We start from the raw sequence: 21,967 nt of genomic DNA, 5'->3' as shown, positions 1-21,967 counted from the left end.
CCACCAATGCATCCTGAGCACTGATGTGTTAACGGCGTGAAATGAGTCTAAGGGGGCAATTGGCGATGGCTTGGGGAGGTGCGGCTTTCTGTATTGCAGGGTTTTGCCACGGTGCTGAAGAGCAAGAGGCGCTCAAATTTCAGGTATAAAAAAACCGGCCACTTCGGACCGGTTCTTGTGTTCCCTGACACGCAGTAGCTTCTAAATCAGCTGATCAATCAAAACCGCGTTGGTATAGATCAAGCTTCCATCGCTCGCTCGATGCCCGACCAAATGGAACTGACCGCGCCCGTGCTGCAAGTAGACGCGCATTTGGCAGTCGGACAAGGGGTCGTATCCCTCTGGCAAGACCAAATCCATTGAGCTCATGTCGACATCGACCATGGCTTCAGGCTCATGGGTCTTCTGTAGGCGTTCTTCAGCTTCCTCCAGACGCAGATGGAGGGGGCCATCGACATCAAAACTGATCTCACCCACCGGGGTGGACTTTGGGGCGCCGCTGGGTTTGCACCAGCCTTCGATCGTCAGGTTACTCATGACGAAACCTCCGTCGTGGACTGCTGGACTCTGTAGCTCTTGTCTCTTCTCAAGCCATCCGCTTCTGGCCAGTTCTGCCATCCGTCATCAGAGTTGAGTATAGCTGGCAACCCGGCCTCGCTTGCGGTACCCGCGTCAATTCGCTACGCCCATTTAGTCTTGAGAGACGTAATGCTGAATATCCATAGTTATATGTAGCGAATAGCTTTAAACGATTAACTTAATGTTCGAATTGGAATATCTGGCCAACAGGTTTTTCAGAAAAAGCGCGTGTTCCGTCCGTGCACTATACTTCCTGCTGACTTTACCGTCGGAATGGATGGTATTTGTCTGCCCTGCTTGGACGTCAGTGGCGATGCGCTTGCATAACCAGTGAACAACAGGAATAGGATGAAGAGAAAATGGCAATAGCAATTATCTTGATACTAATCGTTATTGCATCAGTGTTGTTCCATGTACTAGCGCCTTGGCATGCGACACCGGCAGCCTCCAACTGGGGGTCCATAGATACCACCCTGTTCATCACCCTGATCATTAGCGGAATATTTTTCATCGCCATCACGGTATTTATGGCGGTAGCCGTGATGCGTTATCGTCACAAGGAGGGTTCCAGGGCGCACTACCAGCCAGAAAGTAAAAAACTGGAAACATGGTTGATTATCGTGACCTCGATAGGGATTGCCGCGATGTTGGCGCCAGGTCTGGTTGTTTACAGTGATTTCATCAATGTGCCGAAAAATGCTTATGAACTTGAAGTGGTCGCCCAGCAGTGGCAGTGGGCCTTTCGTTTTGCCGGCCAGGACGGGAAGCTGGGTAAATCGGATATCAAGTTTGTTGATTTCACCAACCCCCTCGGCCTTGATCCCAAGGACCCTGTCGGGCAGGACGATGTGCTTATAAAAAATAATGAAGTTCGCCTTCCGCTCGATCAGCCAGTTAAAGTTTTACTGCGCTCTAAAGATGTGCTGCACAATTTTTATATCCCGCAAATTCGCAGCAAGATGGACATGGTGCCGGGGATGGTGTCGTACTTTTGGTTTACACCAACTAAAACCGGGAAATATGAAATCCTTTGTGCTGAATATTGTGGTTTAGGTCATTACAACATGCGCGGCCAGATGATCGTGGAAGAGCAGGGCGCCTTCGATCAATGGCTGAACAGCCAACCGACTTTTGCGCAGACATTAACGACAGCTGCCAAACCCAGTCAGGATAGCGTGCTGGAAAAAGGTCGCCAGTTGGTCGAACAATACGGCTGCGGTGCCTGCCATAGCCAGGATGGCAGTACCCGTCTCGGCCCAGGATGGAAGGGGCTGTACGGCCGCACTGAACAGTTTGCAGACGGCACTAGTGCGCTGGTCGATGAGGCCTACCTGAAAGAGTCGATCCTCGATCCGAAGGCCCGGCTGGTACAGGGCTACCCGCCAGTCATGGTGGCCTATACTCTCACTGAAGATGAACTGGGCGCTGTCGTCGCCCTGATCAAATCGCTGGGTGCCGCGCAGCAAGAACCTTCTGACAGCGAAAAACTGGACAGAGGTGACGACTTGGCGACGCAGGGGCAGCGGCTGGCCGAATCGCTCGGCTGTCTGGCCTGCCACAGTGTCGATGGCAGCAAGGGCGTCGGCCCCAGCTGGCAGGGCCTGTATGGCGAGACCGTAACCCTTGCCGACGGCACGAGTATCAAGGCCGATGAGGGCTATATAAAGGATTCGATTCTTAATCCCGGCGCCAAAATCGTCAAAGGCTACGCAGCCGTCATGCCGGCCTTTACCCTGAGTGATCAGGAGTTGAACGCACTGATCGCTTTTATCAAATCCAAAGCGAAAGCCGACGCTGATGCGAGCAAGGCGGAGCCAGGGAAGTAGCCGTAAAGCAGCCAGGAATGCACCGAAACTTCGAACAGGAGGATGACGTGATGGCCTATGCGGAGCAAGCCGAAACAGAAGCACTACACGAGCCCAAAAGCTTCCTGACCAAATATATCTGGAGTCAGGACCACAAGGTCATAGCCATTCAATATTCCTTGACGGCTTTATTCGTGGGCGTTATCGCCGTGGTGTTGTCCGGCTTGATGCGCATACAGATTGGCTTCCCCGGCAGTTTGGAGTTCATGGACGCCAGTGCTTACTACCAGGCCATGACCATGCACGGCATGATCATGGTCATTTACTTGCTGACGGCCTTGTTTCTGGGTGGCTTTGGTAACTATCTGATCCCGCTGATGGTGGGCGCCCGCGACATGGTCTTCCCCTATGTCAACATGCTGAGTTACTGGTTCTACCTGGTAGCGGTAGTGGTGTTGCTCTCCAGTTTCTTTGTTCCTGGCGGCCCCACCGGTTCGGGCTGGACGCTCTATCCGCCGCAGTCCATTTCCCAGGGGACACCGGGGGTCGAGTGGGGCATCGTCCTGATGCTCGTCTCACTGGCGATTTTTATTGTCGCGGCCACCATGGGCGGGTTGAACTACGTCACCACGGTGTTGCAGGCGCGCACGCACGGCATGACATTGTTTCGCATGCCGCTCTCCGTATGGGGAATCTTCATGGCCTCGATTATGGCCTTGCTGGCTTTCCCTGCGTTGTTCGTCAGCGCGGTCATGATGCTGTTTGACAAGCTATTGGGCACCAGCTTCTTTATGCCGGCGATGATCTCGCTGGGGCAGCAGCTCGATCATCAGGGTGGCAGCCCGATATTATTTCAGCACCTGTTCTGGTTCTTCGGCCACCCGGAGGTCTACATCGTTGCTCTCCCAGCGTTTGGTCTGGTCTCCGACTTGATCAGCACGCATGCGCGTAAAAATATCTTCGGCTACCGAATGATGGTGTGGGCCATTATTGCGATTGGCGTACTCAGCTTTGTGGTCTGGGCGCACCATATGTATGTCAGCGGAATGAACCCTTACTTTGGCTTTTTCTTCGCCGTTACCACCTTGATCATCGCGGTGCCGACCGCACTGAAAGTCTACAACTGGGTGCTGACCCTGTGGCGCGGCGACATTCATCTGACCGTGCCGATGCTGTTTGCCCTGGCCTTTATCATCACCTTCCTGGTCGGCGGTCTGACCGGGTTGTTTCTCGGCAATGTGATCGTGGATATTCCGCTCTCGGACACCTATTTCGTCGTCGCCCATTTTCATATGGTCATGGGGGTCGCGCCGGTACTGGTGGTGTTCGGCGGTATTTATCATTGGTTCCCGAAAGTCACCGGGCGCATGTTGAACGACACCCTGGGCAAGCTGCATTTCTGGATTACCTTTCTGGGTACCTACGCCATCTTCTTCCCCATGCACTACCTGGGTTTCCAGGGTATGCCACGCCGCTACTACGCCTATGAAAACTACGCGTTCATCCCGCAGTCGGCGCAAGAGTTGAATGCCTTCATTACGGTGATCGCATTGACCGTCGGCGTTTCCCAGTTGCTGTTTCTGTTCAACCTGGCCTGGAGCGCATTCAAGGGCAAGCCTGCAGGCAGTAATCCCTGGGGTGCGGCCAGTCTGGAATGGCAAACGCCGAACACCCCGCCGATACACGGTAACTGGGGAGCGAAGCTGCCGGTCGTGCATCGCTGGGCCTATGACTACAGTGTGCCGGGGATAGAGCAGGATTTCGTTCCGCAAACGGTCTCCGCCGAGGAGCTGGAGCAGATGCGGCAACTCAGTGCCGAAGCCAAGATAGCGGGCGTTAAAACATGAAAAGGCTGCTATTGAGAAACGCCGACGGTGCTGACCCCGGCGGCAGTTGGAGTCGCGACCCAGAAAGTCTCCAGGCCCCCGAGGGTGCCGATAGAGGCCAAATCGCAAGAGTGGGCCTGCGCTTGTTCCTGGTCGTGGTGAGTTCGTTATTCTTTCTCTTCCTTTTCGCCTTTATTGCCCGTTCACAAATGGCCGACTGGCTACCCCTGACAGACCCCTTGGCGCCGTTAGCCAATCTCTGGCAGCTATGGCTGAATTCGGCTTTTCTGGTATTCAGTTGCATCGCACTGCAATGGTCGCGTATGGCCGCCCGGCAGGCTCGGCTGGACGCTACGGTCATTGGTTTTGCATTGGGGGGCGTATTTGCCATTGCTTTTCTGGTGGGCCAACTCTGGGTCTGGCAGCAGTTTGTGGCCTGGGGCTACTTTGTCGCCAGCAATCCGGCCAACAGTTTCTTCTACCTGTTGACCGGCCTGCATGGGCTCCACCTGCTGGGCGGGCTGATAGCCTGGAGCATAATCGTCGCTAAATTCCTGCGTCGCGTGCCGTTGCCGCAACTGCGCGTCAGCGTAGAACTCTGTACCACTTATTGGCACTACTTACTGGGTCTTTGGTTCGTGCTATTCGCTTTGCTGGCCAGCACGCCGCAAACCTATGAAGCGATCGCCAGATTCTGCGGCCTGAGGTGAAAAGCCATGGCATCGCCCCCACTTGCCCCAGTCGAATCCAGTTCATCCAATCCACCAGACTCACCGCCTGCACTGGGATGGCAGGGCATCGCCAGCGACTGGTCCTCGGATAGAGAGGCCTTCAAGCAGGTCCCTTGGGGCAAGGCGATGATGTGGATATTCCTGCTCAGCGATACGTTCATATTCACCTGTTTTTTAACCGGCTATATGTCGGTACGCATGACCATCACCACCGCCTGGCCGAACCCCAGCGAAGTGTTTGCATTGACGATCGGCGGTAGAGAAATCCCGCTTATTCTGATCGCCATCATGACCTTTGTGCTGATCAGTAGCAGTGGCACCATGGCCATGGCCGTTAATTTCGCCTATCGCCGTGATCGCGCGAAAACCACTGCCCTGATGCTGGCGACAGCCGCCTTGGGTGTGACCTTCGTCGGCATGCAGGCATTTGAATGGAGCAAGCTCATCGCAGAAGGGGTGCGTCCTTGGGGGAATCCCATGGGGGCGGCGCAATTTGGTGCCAGCTTTTTCATGATTACCGGTTTCCACGGACTGCATGTGTCAATCGGCGCCCTCTACCTCAGCATTGTGGCGATGAAAGTAATGCGAGGAGATTATGAGCGCTCCGGAAACTATCAAAACGTCGAGATAGCCGGGCTTTACTGGCACTTCGTGGATTTGGTGTGGGTGTTTATTTTTGCATTCTTCTATTTATGGTAGAGGAGCACGGGTGATGGCACATGCTCAGGGTCAGCAACATCCAATCAGCTTGTACCTTAAAATCTGGGGGCTGTTATTCGTCCTCAGCACGTTGTCGTACCTTGTCGACTACTTCCACTTCCATGGCTACCTTCGGTGGTCCCTGATTATCACTTTCATGTTGTTGAAGGCAGGTTTGATTGTCTCCATCTTCATGCATATGGCCTGGGAACGGTTGGCCATGGTCTACGCCATATTGGTGCCACCGTTGTGTTTACTGGTGCTAGTCGGACTGATGGCCACCGAGGCGGACTATGTTTTCCTCAGCCGGGTCATTTCCTTCGGCCAGTAAGCAGCTTCCAGATGGCCATGAGTCTTCAGGGCTAACCCGATATCACTCGCTTGAACTGATGCCATTTGTGTTGCCAGGCCACTGTCCAGTGGGGGGCTGCCGTTCCCGTGCCGGCGATCGTCAGCGTTGGATGATGTTCGATTACCCGGTCCAATATCGGTTCCTGATTCGGTTCAACATCCACGAAGAAGATATGTTTTCCCTCTTCTACCATCTGTTTAAAACTGCGGAAGTGAGCGTTCGGCACCTGGATGCCAAAAAAACCGCCTTCCCAGATGCAGAAGCCAAATATGACGATGGCCAGGAAGATAAAAGGCACCCAGCCTGCGGCGGATTCGGTCCAGCCCATCCAATAGGCGCCGCCAAGGACCAGCGCCGCCAGTGGCACGCCGACCACAGCTCCAATCTCGCCAGAGTGAACAACATCCTGTTTCATCAACGAGTTAACCTCGTGGAGGTGATGTTCTTCAACATCAGCCACTTGTTCACTGAGCACATGAATTTGTTCGGTATTGATGCCGTTGGCTTCCAGTTCATTTTCAACGGCCTCGAGATCGTCGAGATTGTCACTGATGTAATAGTGCCGATTCATGCCACACCTCCCATCTCGTGTTGGCTGTAGACCTCCTTTGTCCTGCAGCCGTTAACTGAGATTTGCAGTCGATGTCTGTGCACGTGGGGAACGTTGCACACTTGATGCAATTCGTAGGAAGTATAGCATTCGCTAGTTTGCGGGGCGGGAGGCGTCAAGGACTGGAGGGCGGCATTGGGGCTTGGCGTGCGCCGACGAATTCTGCATTGCAGTGCCACATCCAGGCGTTCTCCTGTCAGCCATTCGTAGAGGAATCCAAAACGCTAATTTCCGTAGATATGAAAACATTAACGTTTGATGAAATTTGATAATAAATCCGTGCTTTTCGAAAAAAACGCTAACAGACTTGGGTAGTCGCGCTCATCGATCAGCGGGTAATGGACGAAAATTGGGGGATGTTTCAGAGCCCGATTCCACCAAACCCCAGACACAAAAAAACCGGCCATCAAGGCCGGTTTTTTTTGTGTTCCTGCATCCCCCGCCAAAAAAACTGACGTGAGACAAAAATTCGATTGGAGCGGGTGAAGGGAATCGAACCCTCGTTATCAGCTTGGGAAGCTGGAGTAATGCCATTATACGACACCCGCTCAGAGCGGCTGACTTTGTACCAGATGTGGGCGTGAAAATGAAGTTTTTCTTTGCACGCGATGGCTTTAGCACGGGGGAAACGAAAGCAGAGACCGCATTGCGGTCATTCGCGGGCAAGCCTCGCTCCTACAGGATGGGGCTTGCTCGCGATGACTCTGTTTCAGATTGCCAATGCATGCTGGTCCTGGACGTAATGGTAACGCGGTCGGCTTTCGTGTTGCGCCGGTTTCAGGAAGCCCAGCAGTGCGTTGCGGCTGTCTCGGCAGGCGGCTTTGTGCTCCATGTCGAGAAAGTGGCCGGTGGCCTGAAGGGTGCTGAAGGTGCTGTGCTGCACGTGGCCGGCGAACAGCCTGGCATCGGCGGCGGCGGTGTACTCGTCCCATTCGCCGTTCATGAACAGCACTGGCACGTTGATTTTCTTTGCCGCATTCAGATAGCAGTTGCGATCACTGTTGAGCACGTCGCTGATGTGAAAGTGCATCTGCCCGTATTCATGTTCGGCCAAGGAACTGACATGACGGTAGTTGAAACGCTTGAACAGCGAGGGCAGGTGTTTGCCGATGGTGCTGTTCACCAAGTCACCGACCCGGTTACCGTCCCGGCTGCCGAGATAATCGACACCGCGCTCAAGGTAGTCGAGCATGTGCTCGTTGACCACCGGCGAGAACGAGCTGATCACGGCCTTTTCGATGCGCCGTGGCCGTTGGGCCAGGGCAACGAGCGTGGCTGCGCCACCAAAGGAAAACGACAGCACGTGTTCGGCGGCGAAGTGGTCGATCAGCTCAAGGAGGATCTGCCCTTCGATTTCCTTGGTCAGCATTTTCTCATGCAGGTTGTGGGCCTTCGACTTGCCCGCGTAGGGCTGGTCGTAGCACACCACATTGAACTGCGGATAAAGGTTTTTCACGGTTTGGGCAAACGACGCAGTCGTGGACATCGAGCCGTTGACCAGAATAATGGTCTTCTCTGCGGCGTCTGCGCGATAGAACTCCGTGTAAACCCGGTACTGACCCTGTATATCCAGCACAGCGATTTCTGGCCTCATGTCATAAGACTCCTGGCAAGCGGGTATGCGCGCAAATCAGATTGCACGAGCTTTGTGACAGGTAGGCATACGCCTGGAATTTTGAAGGCCCATGTCGATCCATTGCTGGCTGGTCGACGGGTATTGTTATAAGCGGGCAGTTTGCCGGGGGAAGGCGGAACCTGAGGGTTCTCTGCCGGCAAAAAGTTTCTTAGAGTAGTTTTGTGACTCGTCGGTCACGTTTCGCGCCGACGTCCTGATTCAAGCAGGGGTCACGTCATCGCGCAAGTATCTTTCGTAAAATTTTCAGCGGCTTCTGCTGAGCGGTCGCCTGCTTAGATCATTCGGATCTCATCGCTGCTCAACGGCCGGTATTCGCCGGGCTTCAACACAGCGTCGAGCGCCAGTGGCCCCATGCGCTCGCGGTGCAGGCGTATCACCTTGTTATCGAAGTGGCCGAACATCCGTTTAACCTGATGATAGCGGCCCTCGACGATGCTCAGGCGCGCAGATGTTGGCCCGAGTACGACCAGTTCGGCAGGTTGTGTGGTGAGGTCTTCGAAGGCGAAATACAGCCCTTTGGCGAAGGTGATCGCGTATTCGGCAGTGATGTCCTGCTCGGTCTCAACGTAGTAGACCTTGGGCAGTTTGGTCTGCGGTTGGGTCAGGCGTCGCGACCAGGTGCCATCGTTGGTGATCAGCATCAGGCCGGTGGTGTTGAAGTCCAGGCGACCGGCGATGTGCAAGTCTTCCTTGTCCGGTTCGTCGATCAGGTCGAGCACCGTCGGGTGTTGCGGGTCGCGGGTGGCACTGACGCAGCCGGGTGGTTTGTGCAGCATGAAGTAGCGGGCCGGCTTGCCAGCTTGCAGCACCTCGTCGTCGACTTCCACGCGGCTGAATTCCAGTACCTCGGCGTGAGGGTCGCTGACGACTTCTCCGTCGACCCTGACGCGTTTTTCCACCAGCAACAGGCGTACCTGCTTACGGTTGAAGCGGGGCAGGTTGCTGAGGAAGCGGTCAACGCGCATGACGAGTGTTCGATGGAAAAGGATCGCGCATCTTAGGTGATCGGCCAGGCGGCTGCTTGCAACTGCATCTCGACCTGGGCGCAGGACGGGCACAGGCAGGACTTGTCGCGCAACTCGCTGGGCAGCGCCTGAAGCACCGCCGGATCGATGCTGACGCCGTAGCACCAGCAGGCACGATCGACGGTTCGCGGGTCAGCCAGGCTGCAGTCGTTGGAGGCGCCGCAAGCCGGGCAGAGGTCAGGTTTATTCATGAAGGGGCATTCGATTACGGCCGTTTTGCTTGGCCCAAGACCGCGCATGATCGGCCGGCAAGCACTCCTGCGCAAGCCGGCGATCCTGGAAATCAACGCTGATCGTTCAGATACGCACGCCACCCGCCCAAATGACTGATATCCACCGCCCCCTCCAGCCCATAAGGCTCACAGATAAACCCACTCTCCCACCGCCCATCCGCCAGTTGTACCTTGCCCAACCCCAGCGGCGCAGGAATGGCGGTCAGGAACGAACCCAACTCGCTGCTTGGCAGCTCCCATACTTCCACCGCAATCGCCGCGCCACCTTCCTTCACTCGGACCATGCCAGGGCGATAGGGTGGGCCACCGGCCAGGGCATACAGCTGATAATCGGGGGAACTGTGAGTGGCTTCGAGCAGACGGGCTCCACGCTGCTTGAGTTGCCAGTTCAGCGCCAGCCCATCCAGGTGCGCGCCGCACACCACCAGCCGTGCGCGATCATTGCGCGCAATATTCGTCGGCGCAGGCGCGGCCAACCCTTGCTGACGTTGCAAGGCATCCGCCACGCTCAACAGGTACTGATCGGTAAACGCCCGTCCGAACAACGTCACGCCCCATGGCAAACCATTGCCCATGAACCCGCTGGGCACGGCGACGGCGGCGTAATCGAGCAGGTTCATGAAGTTGGTGTAGTAGCCCAGTTCCGAGTTGCGCAGCACCGGTTCGGCAGCAAGCTCCGCCAGTGTCACCGGGCGGCCGATGGTTGGCGTGACCACGCAATCAACGCCTTCCAGAGCTTTGTCGCACAGCGCTTTCAAAGCCTGCAGACGGTATTGGGCACGGAAGGTTTGCACGCCGGTCACCGCTGGCGCCTTGGCCAATACGGCGCGAATCACCGGCAGCACGGCTTGAGGATGTTGCTCCATCAACTCGCCGGCCACGCTGTAACGCTCCGCCACCCACGGCCCTTCATAGAGCAACCGCGCCGCTTCGAGAAACGGCGACAAATCCAGTTCGACCGCTTCGCCGCCCATGGCTTTGAGCTGGTCGATGGCGTCACCGAAGAGCAACGGGCCTTCAGGACAGCCGAAGAACGCCAGATCCTGCGCACGGGGCACGCCAAAACGGAAGGGTGACAGAGTCCCGAAGGCCGAGCCGTCATTCCACAGCGGATTACTGCGGCTGTATTCGTCCCGTGGATCGAGATGAGCGGTGAGCGCCAGCAACTGACTGGCTTCCCGGGCGGTGGCTGTGAAGGTCGTGACGCAATCGAGCGTTCGACAGGCTGGAACCGCTCCGGCCGTGGAGATCAGCCCTTTGCTGGCTTTCAAACCGACCAGATTATTCAATGCCGCCGGCACGCGACCGGAGCCAGCCGTGTCCGTGCCCAAGGAAAAACTCGCCACGCCGAGTGCCACCGCCAATGAAGATCCGGCGCTGGAACCGCCCGACGGATACTCCGGCAACACGCTGTTCGGGCAAGCGCCATACGGCGAGCGGCTGCCATTGAGGCCAGTGGCGAACTGGTCGAGATTGGTCTTGCCCAACGGAATCGCACCCAGCGCCAGCAGTTGCTCGACGACGGTTGCCGAGCGCTCCGGCACATAGGCAAACGCCGGGCACGCTGCCGTGGTGGGAATGCCCGCCAGATCGATATTGTCCTTGATCGCGAACGGTATGCCGTACAGCGGCAGGCTGCCGGGGTCACGCTCGTCGAGCGCGGCGAGGTACGGTTCCAGTTCCAGGGCACTGAGCAAATGGATGAACAGGTGATAGTCCGGGTTCAGTGCCGCGGCTTTTTCCCGCAGGCTCAGCAGCAGTTGCCGAGGCGTAGTGCTGCCGTCACGGTAAGCGTTGCGCAGGGCGTCGAGTTGCAGATTGATGTTCATGGCGTTAATCCTTTTTTAATGGCTTGAGTCGAGTTCCAGCACCACCACACGCTGCCCGGCGCGCACCCCCGAACCCGGTTGCACGCGAATCTCGCGCACCACGCCCGCCATGGGTGCGAGCAGCGGGATTTCCATCTTCATCGACTCCAGAATCACCAGCACATCCCCCGCCGCGACCCGGCTGCCAGCCTGCACCTGAACCTGCCAGAGGTTGCCGGCGATGTGGCTGTCGATGCTCTGCTGACCGTCGGCCAGCGGTGCATCTTCGGTCACTTCCGGGGCCAGCTCTTCGCTGTCGAAATGCGCTTGGCCGCTGGCGATCCAGCGTTCGCGCTCGGCGTTGAACGCGCTTTTTTGCTGATCCCGAAATGCCGCGATGCCCTGGGCTTCTTTCGCCAAAAACGCCTGGTAATCCGCCAGATTCAGCTGACTGTGTTCGATGTTCAGATCAAAGCGCCCAAGCGGGAAATCCCGACGAATGCGCAGCAGTTCATCGGCGTTCACCGGGTAAAAGCGGATCTGATCGAAGAAGCGCAGCAGCCACGGCTTGCCGTCGAACGCTGCAACCTCACGGTAGCGGTTCCACATCTGCAAGGTGCGGCCGACGAACTGATAACCACCCGGGCCTTCCATGCCGTACACGCACAGGTAGGCGCCGCCGATGCCTACCGAGTTTTCCGCGGTCCAGGTGCGGGCCGGGTTGTACTTGGTCGTCACCAGGCGATGCCGCGGATCGAGCGGGGTGGCGACCGGTGCGCCGAGGTAGACGTCGCCCAGGCCCATGACCAGATAACTGGCGTCGAACACTGTGCGTTGCACTTCGTCGAGGTTCGGCAGGTCGTTGATGCGGCGGATGAACTCCAGATTGCTCGGGCACCAGGGTGCGTCCTTGCGTACGGTGGTCATGTATTTCTCGATCGCCAACTGACAGGCCGGGTCATCCCAGGACAGTGGCAGATGGACGATGCGCGAGGGCACTTGCAGGTCTTTGGCGGCGCACACGGCGTCCCATTCGCCGGCGACAATCCCCAGCAGATCGGCCAGCGGCAGTTGCTCCGGTTGGTAGTGCACTTGCAGCGAGCGGATGCCCGGTGTCAGGTCGATCACGCCGTGCAGGTGTTTGCTTTCCAATGCCTGCATTAATGCGTGGGCGCGAAAGCGCAGGACCAGGTCCAGTTCGGGGGCACCGATTTCCAATAACAAATGGGTGTCGCCCGACAGACGTGCAACCAGCCGCGTATCCCCCTGACCAAAATCCAACACCACAGGCGACACAACCCCCTGTGGGAGCGGGCTTGCTCGCGAAGGGGCCAGATCAGGCACCACATCAACTTCTTCGTGAGCAAGCCCACTCCCACATTGATCCCATTTCAAGGTGAGATTGCGGGCGGTCTTGAGATCAACCGGGATGAACTGCACCTTGTCCCCAGCCTTGAGCTGCCCCAGTTGCCAAAGGTCCGCCTCGATCACCGTCACCGGGCAGACAAACCCGCCCAAGCTCGGGCCATCCGGTCCCAGAATCACCGGCATGTCACCGGTGAAATCCACTGCGCCAATCGCGTACGGATTGTCGTGAATGTTCGACGGATGCAGCCCGGCTTCACCCCCATCGGCCCGCACCCATTCAGGCTTCGGCCCGATCAGCCGCACGCCGGTGCGGCTGGAGTTGAAGTGCACTTCCCACTGCGTGGCGAAGAAGGTGCCGATGTAGTTTTCGGTGAAATATTCCGGGGCACCGTGAGGGCCGTAGATCACCCGAATCTGCCGCACCGCGGGCAACTCGGTAACGTGTTGTGTCATCAGGTTTTGCCCGGCGCTGTGGTCGCTCAAGGCGGGAATATGCAATACGTCCCCAGCGCGTAATGCACGACCGGCATGGCCACCAAACTGGCCGAGGGTGAAGGTACTTTTGCTACCCAGATAATCCGGCACTTGCACGCCGCCGCGCAGGCACAGATAGCTGCGCGCGCCTGCACCGCCAATGGTGCCGAGGCTCAAAGTGGCACCGGCAGGAATCAACAGTGCGGTATTCATCTGCACCGCTTCACCGTTCAGCATCAACGCAATCACCGCACCCGTAACGGCCACCACCGCCTCACAATTGAAGCGCAGCAGCGGCCCGCTCATGGTGATTTCCAGCGCTGCCGCACCTTCATCGTTACCCAGCAAGCGATTGCCCAGACGCAGTGCGCGGCTGTCCATCGGCCCCGACGGAGGCACGCCCACCGCCCAGTAACCGAGGCGTCCCGGATAGTCCTGAACGCTGGTCTGCGTGCCGGCGCTGAGCACTTCAAAGGTGTTGGCTTGATAGACCAGGCCTTCCAGGCAACGGGTCCACGGCTGGCCGCTGGCAAAGGGCGTATCGAGCAGAATCTGCCGCAAGTAATCGCGGTTGGTTTCCACCCCGTACAACAGACTGTCGCCCAGAGCCTGATGCAGATCGACGCGCGCTGCTTCGCGAGTCGGTGCCCAGCTGATGACCTTGGCGATCATCGGATCGAAGTACGGCGGGATCTCGCAACCGGCCTCGACCCAAGTGTCGATGCGCAGGTGTTTGCCATCGGTAACCGGGAAATTGACGGCAGTGAGCAGACCGGGACTCGGCTGGAAATCCCGACCCGGATCTTCGGCATAGAGTCGTGCCTGAATCGCATGACCGTCGGCTTTCAATCCCTGGCTCAACTCGCGCAGCGGCGGCAAATCACCGGCCGCCAGTTCCACCATCCAGCGCACCAGATCCACGCCCCACACTTGTTCGGTGACGCCGTGCTCCACCTGCAAACGGGTATTCACTTCAAGAAAATAGAAGCGCTGGGCATCGCTGTCGAAGACGAACTCAACAGTGCCTGCGCTGCGGTAATTCACCGCTTTGGCCAGTTTGATGGCCGCTGCACAGAGTTCCTCGGCCATGCCCTCGGGCAGGTTCGGCGCCGGGGTTTCTTCGAGGACTTTCTGGTTGCGTCGCTGCACTGAACAGTCGCGTACGCCGAGGGCAAGCACCTCGCCCTGGCCGTCGCCGAAGACCTGCACTTCCAGATGCCGGGCACGCTGGATGTACTTCTCGATGAACACGCCGGCGTCGCTGAAATTGTTCTGACCGAGGCGTTTGACGGCTTCGAAGGACTCGCTCAGTTCAGCAGCGCTGCGGCACACGCGCATACCGATCCCGCCACCGCCGGCGGTGCTTTTGAGCATCACCGGGTAGCCGACCTGTTCGCCCGCTATCAACGCTGCATCGAGGCTATCGAGCAGCTCGGTACCTTCGAGCATTGGCACGCCGTGTTCCTTGGCCAGCGCACGGGCGGTGTGCTTGAGGCCGAACACCCGCAGGTGCTCCGGTGTGGGGCCGATGAAGGCGATGTCGGCCGCTTCGCAGGCTTGGGCGAATGCGGCGTTTTCCGAGAGAAAACCGTAGCCGGGATGAATCGCAGTGGCGCCGGTGGCTTTGGCGATGGCGAGGATTTTGTCGACCGCCAGATAAGTGCCGGCGGCCGCGCCTTCGCCCAGACTGTGGGCTTCATCGGCTTGCAGGATATGCAGGCTGGCGGCGTCGGCTTCGGAGTAAACCGCGATGCCTTTGACCTGCAGTTCACCCAAGGTACGCAAGATGCGACAGGCAATGGCGCCGCGGTTGGCAATGAGGACTTTTTTGAACATGACATAACCCCCGGAGGCGATAACGCATCAGCCTCGACCTGGGATGCGGGCCGTCCCGCAGTTTTTCGATAGGCGCCGGGGTCGTCCCAGGCGGCAGAATCAACTTTCTTCAAAACACCACTGACCCCCTGTGGGAGCGGGCTTGCTCGCGAAAGCGTAGTGTCAGTCGACATCAACGCTGGATGTGACGGCCCCTTCGCGAGCAAGCCCGCTCCCACATTTGGGTTGTGGTGTTTTTACTGTTTGATGCACTGGCCGGAACGGGCCTGACACAAGACAAACAACCACCGCCGCAAACGCGAAAATTTCAGTTCCATACCAGCAGCTCCGCAGGCGTCGGGTTGTAGGCGTTGCACGGATTGTTCAGTTGCGGGCAGTTGGAGAGCAGCACGATCACGTCCATCTCGGCCCGCAGGTCGACGTATTTGCCCGGCGCCGAAATCCCGTCTTCGAACGTCAGCCCGCCGTCGGCCGTCACCGGCACGTTCATGAAGAAGTTGATGTTCGGCCCGATGTCTCCCTTGCCCAGCCGACCATCGTGGGCACAGGCGCGCAGGTAGTTGTCGCGGCAGCTGTGCATGTAGCGTTTCTCCAACGCATAACGCACGGTGTTGCTCTCTTGGGCGCAGGCACCGCCGAGGGTGTCGTGACGCCCGCAAGTGTCGGCGACGATGGTCAGCATCGGTTTGCCGAGGTTGGAATAGAGCACGCTGCCGGTACTCAGGTAGACGCTGTCCTGCCGACGCAACGTGCGCTGTACGTCATAGCGCTCCTTGGGATTGGCGAGGCTGTAGAACAACGTGTCGACGGCCTGATTGCCTTCCAGGTCGAGGATGCGCAAGGTCTGGCCGGCCTTGACCTCCATCAGCCAGGGTTCGCCGGCGGGGATGGTGGCGCGGTACACCGCGGTTTCAGGTAGCTGTTGAGCAGTGGCGATAGCGAGTGACATGGCAGCGATCCTCAGGCGAACAGACGGTCGGTGTTGATGAAGCCGCGCTCGTTTTCCGGGCGCGAGGTGCGGCAGTGTTCGGCGACACTCGCATCGGCGTTCATCCAGCTGAGCTTCAGCGGTTTGGGTGCGTACTCAGGCGCCGGATCCATCGGGTGTTGCAGCGCGGTGAGCACCACCAGAGTGTCCATCGGCGCATACAATTCGATGTAGTCACCGGCCTTGGAATGGCCTTTGACGAAGTGGAAATGCCCGGCCTCATCGACGTTCACACGGCTGAACAGGTTGAGGGTCATCAACAGATCGGACAGGCCCAAACCCCACTTGCCCAGTTCCACCAACAGGTTGTCGGTGCCGTTGCGGAAGAAACCGTTGCGCAGTTCCTGATAGCGCCCCGCGCCGTATTTTTGCGCGACTTCTTCAGCGCACAGCACGCCGCCGAGGCTGTCGCTCCAGCCGCAGGTGTCGGCGGTAATGGCGGCGAGCACGCGGCCCATGTCCGAATACAGGCAATGGCCGGTGGTGAGCTTGGCGGTGTGTTGGCATTTGAGGCTGTCGGGCAGGTTGAGGCGTTCGGTTTTTTCGTTGGCGTTGAGTAGCGTCAGGCTGACATTGGCACCGCCGCGCAGGTCGGTCAGGCGCAGTAATTGGCCACGTTTCAGAACGAAGGAGCGATGGCCGCCGCCGGGGAGCATTTCTTCGGCGAAGGGCGGAAATAGTTGGGTCGAATCAGTCATGTGTAAATTCCTCTAAGCGATGCGAAGCGAACCTGCCAACTGAGCCGGCAGGGCGTCGACGGCGGCGCGATTGGCGCGGCGGTCGCTGTTCAAAGGGATGTCGTAGGTGATGCGTGCGCCATAGGCGCCGGGGGCGTGCGGGTCGATGCGGACCTTGTCGAACACCAGCAAACGGGTGCCGAGGCTGAAACCTTCGGACAGGTCATGGGTGACCATGAACACTGTCAGCTGGGTCTCGCGCCACAGTTCCAGCAGCAAACCGTGCATGTCCTTGCGGATGCCCGGATCGAGCGCGCCGAAGGGTTCGTCGAGCAACAGCACGCGCGGCTTCATGATCAGCGCCTGGGCAATCGCCAAGCGTTGTTGCATACCGCCGGAGAGCTGCGCCGGGTACTTGTCCAGCGAGTGACCGAGGCCGACTTTGTGCAGCAGCACCGAAGCTTGTTCGCGTGCGTCTTTTTTAGCGCTGCTGAACAACCGCCCAAGTAGCGGTGAACGCGGCAGTTCGAGGCCGAGGGCGACGTTGTCCAGCACCGTTAAATGCGGGAACACTGAGTAGCGCTGGAACACCACACCGCGGCTGGCATCCGGTTCGCTGGCCAGGGCCTGGCCGTCCAACAGAATCTCGCCACGACTGGTGCGCTCCTGGCCCAGCAACAGGCGCAAGAAGGTCGATTTGCCGCACCCTGAAGCGCCGACCAGGGTGCAGAACTCACCCTCGTTGACGCTCAGGTTCAGCCCTTCGAGTACCACCTGATCGGCATATTGCTGCCAGACGTTTTTTACCGTAATGAAGCTCATGCCCGCGCTCCTTCATACCAAGGAAATGCACGCTGAGTCAGGCGTTTCAGACCCCAGTCCATCATCCAGGCGAGGAGGGTGATCCAGACCACGTAGGGCAAAATCACGTCCATCGCCAGGTAGCGGCGCACCAGGAAAATCCGGTAGCCGAGACCATCGGTGGAGGCGATGGCTTCGGCAGCGATCAGGAACAACCACGCCGAACCCAGCATCAGTCGCAGCGAGATCAACAGGCGTGGCAGTAATTGCGGCAGCACCACGCGCAGCATCAAGGTCCAGGTCGAAGCGCCAAGCGTCTGTGCCTTGATCAGCAACTCGACGGGAATTTCCCGGGCGCGCTGTTCCAGATCCCGGGCCAGGCACGGGGTGATGCCGATCACGATCAGCATCACTTTCGACAACTCCCCCAGCCCGAACACGATGAACAGAATCGGCAGGATCGCCAGCGGCGGCACCATCGACAGCACTGTCAGCACCGGCGATAACGGTGCGCCAAACAGCGGCAGCGTACCGGCGGCAATCCCCAGGCAGAGCCCGGCCAGTGCACTGATACCGAGGCCGATGGCCAGCCGTCGCAGGCTGGCGGCGCTGTCTTGCCAGAGCAGGTATTCACCGGTGCGGGTGTCGGCGGTGAAGGCCAGGCGTTTCACCGCGTCGGTCATCTGCACGGCACTGGGCAGCAGTTTGTCGTTGGGGTTGTCCATCAGCCGATCGGCCGAGCCCATGAAGTAGGCGAACAACACCAGGGCGAACGGCAGGATCACCAACAGCAGGCGACTCGGGCGATCCGGGTGGCGATTGATCAGGCGCATGGCCTTGTCCTCCGTTGTTACAACGTGGAGTCGGCAGCCATCTGCACGTAGCTCGGGTCGAAGCGCAGCTTGAGGTTGGTCTTGTCGCCGCTGGTCACGCCATTGGCGAAGGCCATGCCGATGGCACTGGTGTCCTTGGCGCCTTCACCCAGCAAGCCGTGCTGAAAGGAGAACTCGGCGACCTTGCGCATGGTGTCGGGCAGTTGCTTGCTGGTGGAAAACGCCAAGGCTTCCTGGGGGGTGGCGAACAGCTTGGTGGTGTCGAGTTGCGCCTGGAAACCGGCCAGGTCGGTGCCCGAGGCTTTGGCCATGTGTTCGAGGGCAGCTTTGCTGGCGGCGTTTTTGGCGTTCATCAATGCCACCACTTCGAACCAGGCGCCGGTCAGCGCTTTGCCCAGCGCCGGGTTGTCTTTGAGGGTGGCGCTGTTGACCACCATCATGTCCATGATTTCGCCGGGAACCTGGCTGGAGTTGAAGACTTCGGTCACGCCAGGCTTGGCCTTGATGTCCGAAAGCATCGGGTTCCAGGTGGTGACGGCGTTGACCTGATCGGTGTTGAAGGCGGCCGAAATGTCGGCGTCGGAAGTGTTGACCACTTTCAGGTCTTTCTCGGTGAGGTCCACCGAATCGAGTGCCCGGGCCAATAGATAGTGGGACACCGAGAGTTCAACCAGATTGACGTCCATGCCCTTGAGGTCGGCGACTTTCTTGCCTTCGCCTTTGAGCACGATGCCGTCGTTGCCGTTGGAGAAGTCGCTGACGATCAGCGCTGTGCTGTCGACGCCACCGGCCGCCGGAATGGTCAGCGCGTCCATGTTGGTCATGGTGCAGCCGTCGAACTGGCCGGCGGTATATTGGTTGATGGATTCGACGTAATCGTTGAGCTGCACCACATCGATCTTGATGCCGTACTTTTTCGCCCATTTGTCGACGATGCCTTGGCTGCCGGCGTATTCCCAGGGCATCCAGCCGGCATAAATAGTCCAGCAGACGCTGAAATGGTCTTTTTGTGCGGCTTGGGACGAGACGCTCACGAGGGCTGCAAAAGCAGCGGCGAGCAGGGCGGGTAAACGAAGTCGGGACATGGTGTGGTTCTCCAGTTGATCAAGGGCGGACAGGAAGGCAGCGGCACCGCGAACGGTGGCTTGTCTCCCGGGCTTTTGTCCCGCCGTGTAACCTCAACTGGAGGTCGCCAACTCTCGGACCAGCCACTCGCGATAGCGAGCCGGAACCCTAGTCAGCCATTGCAAATTGTGGTGCCGCGAACCTGTGATGACTCCTGCACGCCTTTGGTTAAGCGAGAGCCGTGCCAAGTCGGCTTGAACCCTCTGGGTGGGGGCATGCAGGGAGGAGGGCGGATAAAGGGGGGGGGCGCCTTGCCTTGTCATGGTGCGTTGGCGCGCAACCGTGCACCGTAGATGGACGGGCTGGCCGCTGATCTGAAGGTCGATACCGTCTGGCACTCGGTGCAGGTTTGAAAGTCAAAACAGGTGTCAGTCGACTGCTGTTGCAGGTCTTTCAGGAGGCCTCCATGTTCTGTCAAAAAAAGCTCCGCCAAATATTCCTCAGCGTGTTTTTTGGTTTGGGCCTATCCGGCTGTTACTACTATGCAGGTGGCGCTGATATTTATCCGACACCCTATTACTATCCTGGCTATTACTACTCACCTTACTACTACGGCGGCCCGCGTTTTTACGGCGGCTATCGTTACTATTATTTCAGTGGTCCCCGTCATCACCATCGCGGCGGACACTATCGCGGGCACCGCTGATCAGCTCATTTGGATACCATGGCGCATCCGGCTTCCCGGACGCGCCGTTTTTCTTATGGGAAAGATGAAAAACCTTTCATCGGCTACTTGTTTCAACGTGTTGCAGGAGCGCACCAGATTCCGAATTCACTGTCTGATATTTCGACAGTCGCCGAACCATTGACTGTCGCCTGCCAGCGTCGCTGGCATGGCTCACTCGCGGTCCAGGAGGCCGCTATGCTCTGTCAAAAAAAGCTCCGCCAAATTCTGCTGATTGTTTTATCGGGATTGTCTCTTGGTGCATGCGTGCCCTATTCCGATGGAGGATCCAGCTACTACCGTTCCGAGGTCTACACATCCCCAGCGCCGTACTACTCCGGTGGCGGGTCTTACTACTCTGATGGCCGTTACTACTCGGCCCCGCGCAGGTATTACTCGCCGCCTGCACGGTATTACCAGCCATCGCCGCGTTATTACTACCAGCCGCGGGTTTATCAACCGGCACCGCGCTATTACCAGCCGGCGCCACGAGCTGACTACCGCGTCTACCAGAACCGTGGATGGGACCGTCATGACCGCGGCGGTTGGGACGGTCGTAACCGGGGCGATTGGGACGGCCGGAACCGAAGCGGCCGGGGCGATGGCTATCGAGGCCACAGGGATCACCGTGATGGAAGAGGCGATCACCGCGGTCGGGGCGATCACGATGGCCGAGACAGCCACCGTTAACCATTCAATAAGAAACGGCGCTTGAAGCGCCGTTTTTTTGTGCCTGGATTTCAGTACTCAGACAGATCGGCCAGAGGGTGCCGACCTTCCCATACCTTGCGAAAATGCGCGTCCACCGCAGCTTCCGGCACATTGTTGATGTCCGGCCAGTGCCAGTGAGGTTTCTGGTCCTTGTCGATCAACCGCGCGCGAACGCCCTCGCTGAACTCCGGATGACGGCAGCAATTGAGGCTCATGGTGTATTCCATCTGAAAGACTTGAGCCAACGATAAATGCCGGGCGCGAACGATCTGTTCCCATACCAGATGAGCGGTCAGGGGTGAGCCTTCAGCCATGGTTTTGGCGGCACGACCGAGCAGCGGGTCGGAATGATCGCGCAGCGCACTGATGGCCTTCCAGGCGCAACGAACGTCGCTGACATCCAACAGTTCGTCGATCAGCTCGCGTCTTGGCAACCACTGCGCTTGCGGCATCTGCGCGATCGCTTCCTGCTGCAAGGCTTTGAGCAGGCTGTTGAGCTGCATGGCTGTCTGTTCCTGCCAGTTCAATTGCAGCAAACCTTCGATCAGCTCATGCTGTTGATCATCGCGCAGGAAGCGGTCGGCGAGGTCCAGATCGATCGCATCGCGACCGTTCATCTGGGCGCCGGTCAGGCCCAGAAACAATCCGAGCTTGCCGGGCAACCGCGACAGAAACCAGCTGGCGCCGACGTCCGGGTACAAGCCGATGCCGATCTCCGGCATCGCCAGCCGGCTGCTTGGCGTGACGATCCGAATGCTCGCCCCTTGCAGCAGCCCCATGCCCCCGCCCAGCACGTAACCATGCCCCCAGCAGATCAGCGGTTTCGGGTAGGTGTGCAGGTTGAAGTCGAGGCGATATTCTGCCGCAAAGAAGTGTGCAGCCAATGGCGGCACTTCTCCGGGAAGGGCGCGACACGCCTCCACCAGGCTGCGTACTTCCCCGCCGGCGCAAAAAGCCTTGCCGCCATTGCCGCGCAGCAGCACGCAAACGATCTGTGGCTCCTTGGCCCAGGCGTCCAGTTGATCGCGCAGGGCGTTGATCATCGGCAAGGAGAGGGCGTTGAGGGACTTTTCGGCATCCAGGCTGGCGATGCCGATGCGGGCGCCGTCGGTGCCGGTGAGTTCTTCGAAGTGCAGATTCATCATGACCTCGATCGGTAAATTGAGCGTTTAGTATGATCGCTCTA

Annotated in this window: 20 protein-coding genes, 1 tRNA gene and 1 riboswitch; of the genes, 7 read left to right on the top strand and 14 right to left on the bottom strand. The window is 58.5% G+C overall.

All coding sequences use genetic code 11. From position 1 onward, the window contains the following. Nucleotides 1-201: 201 nt before the first annotated feature. Nucleotides 202-537 carry a hypothetical protein gene (locus PMI36_RS06610; RefSeq protein WP_008074515.1) on the bottom strand — a complete coding sequence of 112 codons (336 nt, stop codon included), beginning with the start codon at nt 535-537 and terminating at the stop codon, nt 202-204. A 401-nt stretch (nt 538-938) separates the two neighbouring features. Between PMI36_RS06610 and PMI36_RS06615 the strand changes: the two genes are divergently transcribed. From PMI36_RS06615 to PMI36_RS06635, 5 genes are read left to right on the top strand one after another with little or no spacing between them, the layout of a single operon-like run. After that, nucleotides 939-2,405, top strand: coding sequence for a cytochrome c oxidase subunit II (locus tag PMI36_RS06615; RefSeq protein WP_008074514.1), 1,467 nt, complete (start codon nt 939-941; stop codon nt 2,403-2,405). 50 nt (nt 2,406-2,455) lie between these two features. Next, nucleotides 2,456-4,231, top strand: a complete 1,776-nt coding sequence (gene ctaD, locus PMI36_RS06620) for a cytochrome c oxidase subunit I (RefSeq protein WP_008074513.1) — start codon at nt 2,456-2,458, stop codon at nt 4,229-4,231. Beyond that, on the top strand, nt 4,228-4,920 hold the full coding sequence (locus PMI36_RS06625) for a cytochrome c oxidase subunit 3 (protein ID WP_008074512.1): 693 nt from the start codon (nt 4,228-4,230) through the stop codon (nt 4,918-4,920). The genes ctaD and PMI36_RS06625 overlap by 4 nt, the downstream gene beginning before the upstream one ends. A gap of 6 nt (nt 4,921-4,926) precedes the next feature. Continuing rightward, nucleotides 4,927-5,640: a heme-copper oxidase subunit III family protein gene (locus PMI36_RS06630; RefSeq protein ID WP_008074511.1), complete on the top strand. Its 714-nt coding sequence runs from the start codon at nt 4,927-4,929 to the stop codon at nt 5,638-5,640. 13 nt (nt 5,641-5,653) lie between these two features. Next, complete coding sequence (locus tag PMI36_RS06635; protein ID WP_008074510.1) at nt 5,654-5,971, top strand: cytochrome C oxidase subunit IV family protein; 318 nt, start codon at nt 5,654-5,656, stop codon at nt 5,969-5,971. 31 nt (nt 5,972-6,002) lie between these two features. Here the strand turns inward: PMI36_RS06635 and PMI36_RS06640 are convergent, their stop codons facing one another. From PMI36_RS06640 to PMI36_RS06690, 12 genes are all read right to left on the bottom strand, one after another. Beyond that, entirely contained in the window at nt 6,003-6,563 is a 561-nt protein-coding gene (locus tag PMI36_RS06640) for a hypothetical protein (RefSeq protein WP_008074509.1), read from the bottom strand. 513 nt (nt 6,564-7,076) lie between these two features. Next, nucleotides 7,077-7,150: transfer RNA gene (locus tag PMI36_RS0129835), tRNA-Gly, on the bottom strand. A 161-nt stretch (nt 7,151-7,311) separates the two neighbouring features. Next, on the bottom strand, nt 7,312-8,196 hold the full coding sequence (locus PMI36_RS06645) for an alpha/beta fold hydrolase (RefSeq protein ID WP_007898567.1): 885 nt from the start codon (nt 8,194-8,196) through the stop codon (nt 7,312-7,314). A 314-nt stretch (nt 8,197-8,510) separates the two neighbouring features. After that, nucleotides 8,511-9,203: a pseudouridine synthase gene (locus tag PMI36_RS06650; protein ID WP_008074507.1), complete on the bottom strand. Its 693-nt coding sequence runs from the start codon at nt 9,201-9,203 to the stop codon at nt 8,511-8,513. Nucleotides 9,204-9,235: 32 nt separating this feature from the next. After that, on the bottom strand, nt 9,236-9,454 hold the full coding sequence (locus PMI36_RS06655) for a cysteine-rich CWC family protein (protein ID WP_008074505.1): 219 nt from the start codon (nt 9,452-9,454) through the stop codon (nt 9,236-9,238). Nucleotides 9,455-9,546: 92 nt separating this feature from the next. After that, complete coding sequence (gene atzF, locus PMI36_RS06660) at nt 9,547-11,325, bottom strand: allophanate hydrolase (RefSeq protein WP_008074502.1); 1,779 nt, start codon at nt 11,323-11,325, stop codon at nt 9,547-9,549. Between the two features lie 15 nt (nt 11,326-11,340). Further along, on the bottom strand, nt 11,341-14,982 hold the full coding sequence (gene uca, locus PMI36_RS06665; protein ID WP_008074500.1) for an urea carboxylase: 3,642 nt from the start codon (nt 14,980-14,982) through the stop codon (nt 11,341-11,343). A gap of 307 nt (nt 14,983-15,289) precedes the next feature. Beyond that, on the bottom strand, nt 15,290-15,931 hold the full coding sequence (locus PMI36_RS06670) for an urea amidolyase associated protein UAAP2 (RefSeq protein ID WP_008074498.1): 642 nt from the start codon (nt 15,929-15,931) through the stop codon (nt 15,290-15,292). Nucleotides 15,932-15,942: 11 nt separating this feature from the next. Further along, nucleotides 15,943-16,668: an urea amidolyase associated protein UAAP1 gene (locus PMI36_RS06675; protein ID WP_008074497.1), complete on the bottom strand. Its 726-nt coding sequence runs from the start codon at nt 16,666-16,668 to the stop codon at nt 15,943-15,945. A 12-nt stretch (nt 16,669-16,680) separates the two neighbouring features. Continuing rightward, the gene (locus tag PMI36_RS06680; RefSeq protein ID WP_008074495.1) at nt 16,681-17,469 is read right to left on the bottom strand and encodes an ABC transporter ATP-binding protein; all 789 of its coding nucleotides are present in this window, start codon (nt 17,467-17,469) and stop codon (nt 16,681-16,683) included. Continuing rightward, the gene (locus PMI36_RS06685) at nt 17,466-18,281 is read right to left on the bottom strand and encodes an ABC transporter permease (protein ID WP_008074493.1); all 816 of its coding nucleotides are present in this window, start codon (nt 18,279-18,281) and stop codon (nt 17,466-17,468) included. Before PMI36_RS06685 ends, PMI36_RS06680 begins: the two co-directional genes overlap by 4 nt. Nucleotides 18,282-18,298: 17 nt before the next feature. Next, the gene (locus tag PMI36_RS06690; RefSeq protein WP_008014821.1) at nt 18,299-19,366 is read right to left on the bottom strand and encodes a putative urea ABC transporter substrate-binding protein; all 1,068 of its coding nucleotides are present in this window, start codon (nt 19,364-19,366) and stop codon (nt 18,299-18,301) included. 62 nt (nt 19,367-19,428) lie between these two features. After that, nucleotides 19,429-19,529: riboswitch (guanidine-I (ykkC/yxkD leader) on the bottom strand. Between the two features lie 283 nt (nt 19,530-19,812). Between PMI36_RS06690 and PMI36_RS06695 the strand changes: the two genes are divergently transcribed. Both PMI36_RS06695 and PMI36_RS30915 read left to right on the top strand, forming a co-directional pair. Then, entirely contained in the window at nt 19,813-20,052 is a 240-nt protein-coding gene (locus tag PMI36_RS06695; RefSeq protein WP_008074491.1) for a hypothetical protein, read from the top strand. A gap of 216 nt (nt 20,053-20,268) precedes the next feature. Then, nucleotides 20,269-20,760, top strand: a complete 492-nt coding sequence (locus PMI36_RS30915) for a hypothetical protein (RefSeq protein ID WP_081499296.1) — start codon at nt 20,269-20,271, stop codon at nt 20,758-20,760. Nucleotides 20,761-20,810: 50 nt separating this feature from the next. Here PMI36_RS30915 and PMI36_RS06705 read toward each other — a convergent pair whose 3' ends face one another. Then, the gene (locus PMI36_RS06705; RefSeq protein ID WP_008074487.1) at nt 20,811-21,923 is read right to left on the bottom strand and encodes an enoyl-CoA hydratase/isomerase family protein; all 1,113 of its coding nucleotides are present in this window, start codon (nt 21,921-21,923) and stop codon (nt 20,811-20,813) included. Between the last annotated feature and the right edge of the window lie 44 nt (nt 21,924-21,967).

The organism is Pseudomonas sp. GM79 (assembly GCF_000282495.1).
Classification (GTDB): domain Bacteria; phylum Pseudomonadota; class Gammaproteobacteria; order Pseudomonadales; family Pseudomonadaceae; genus Aquipseudomonas.
This window is presented reverse-complemented; position numbering and strand designations above follow the sequence as displayed.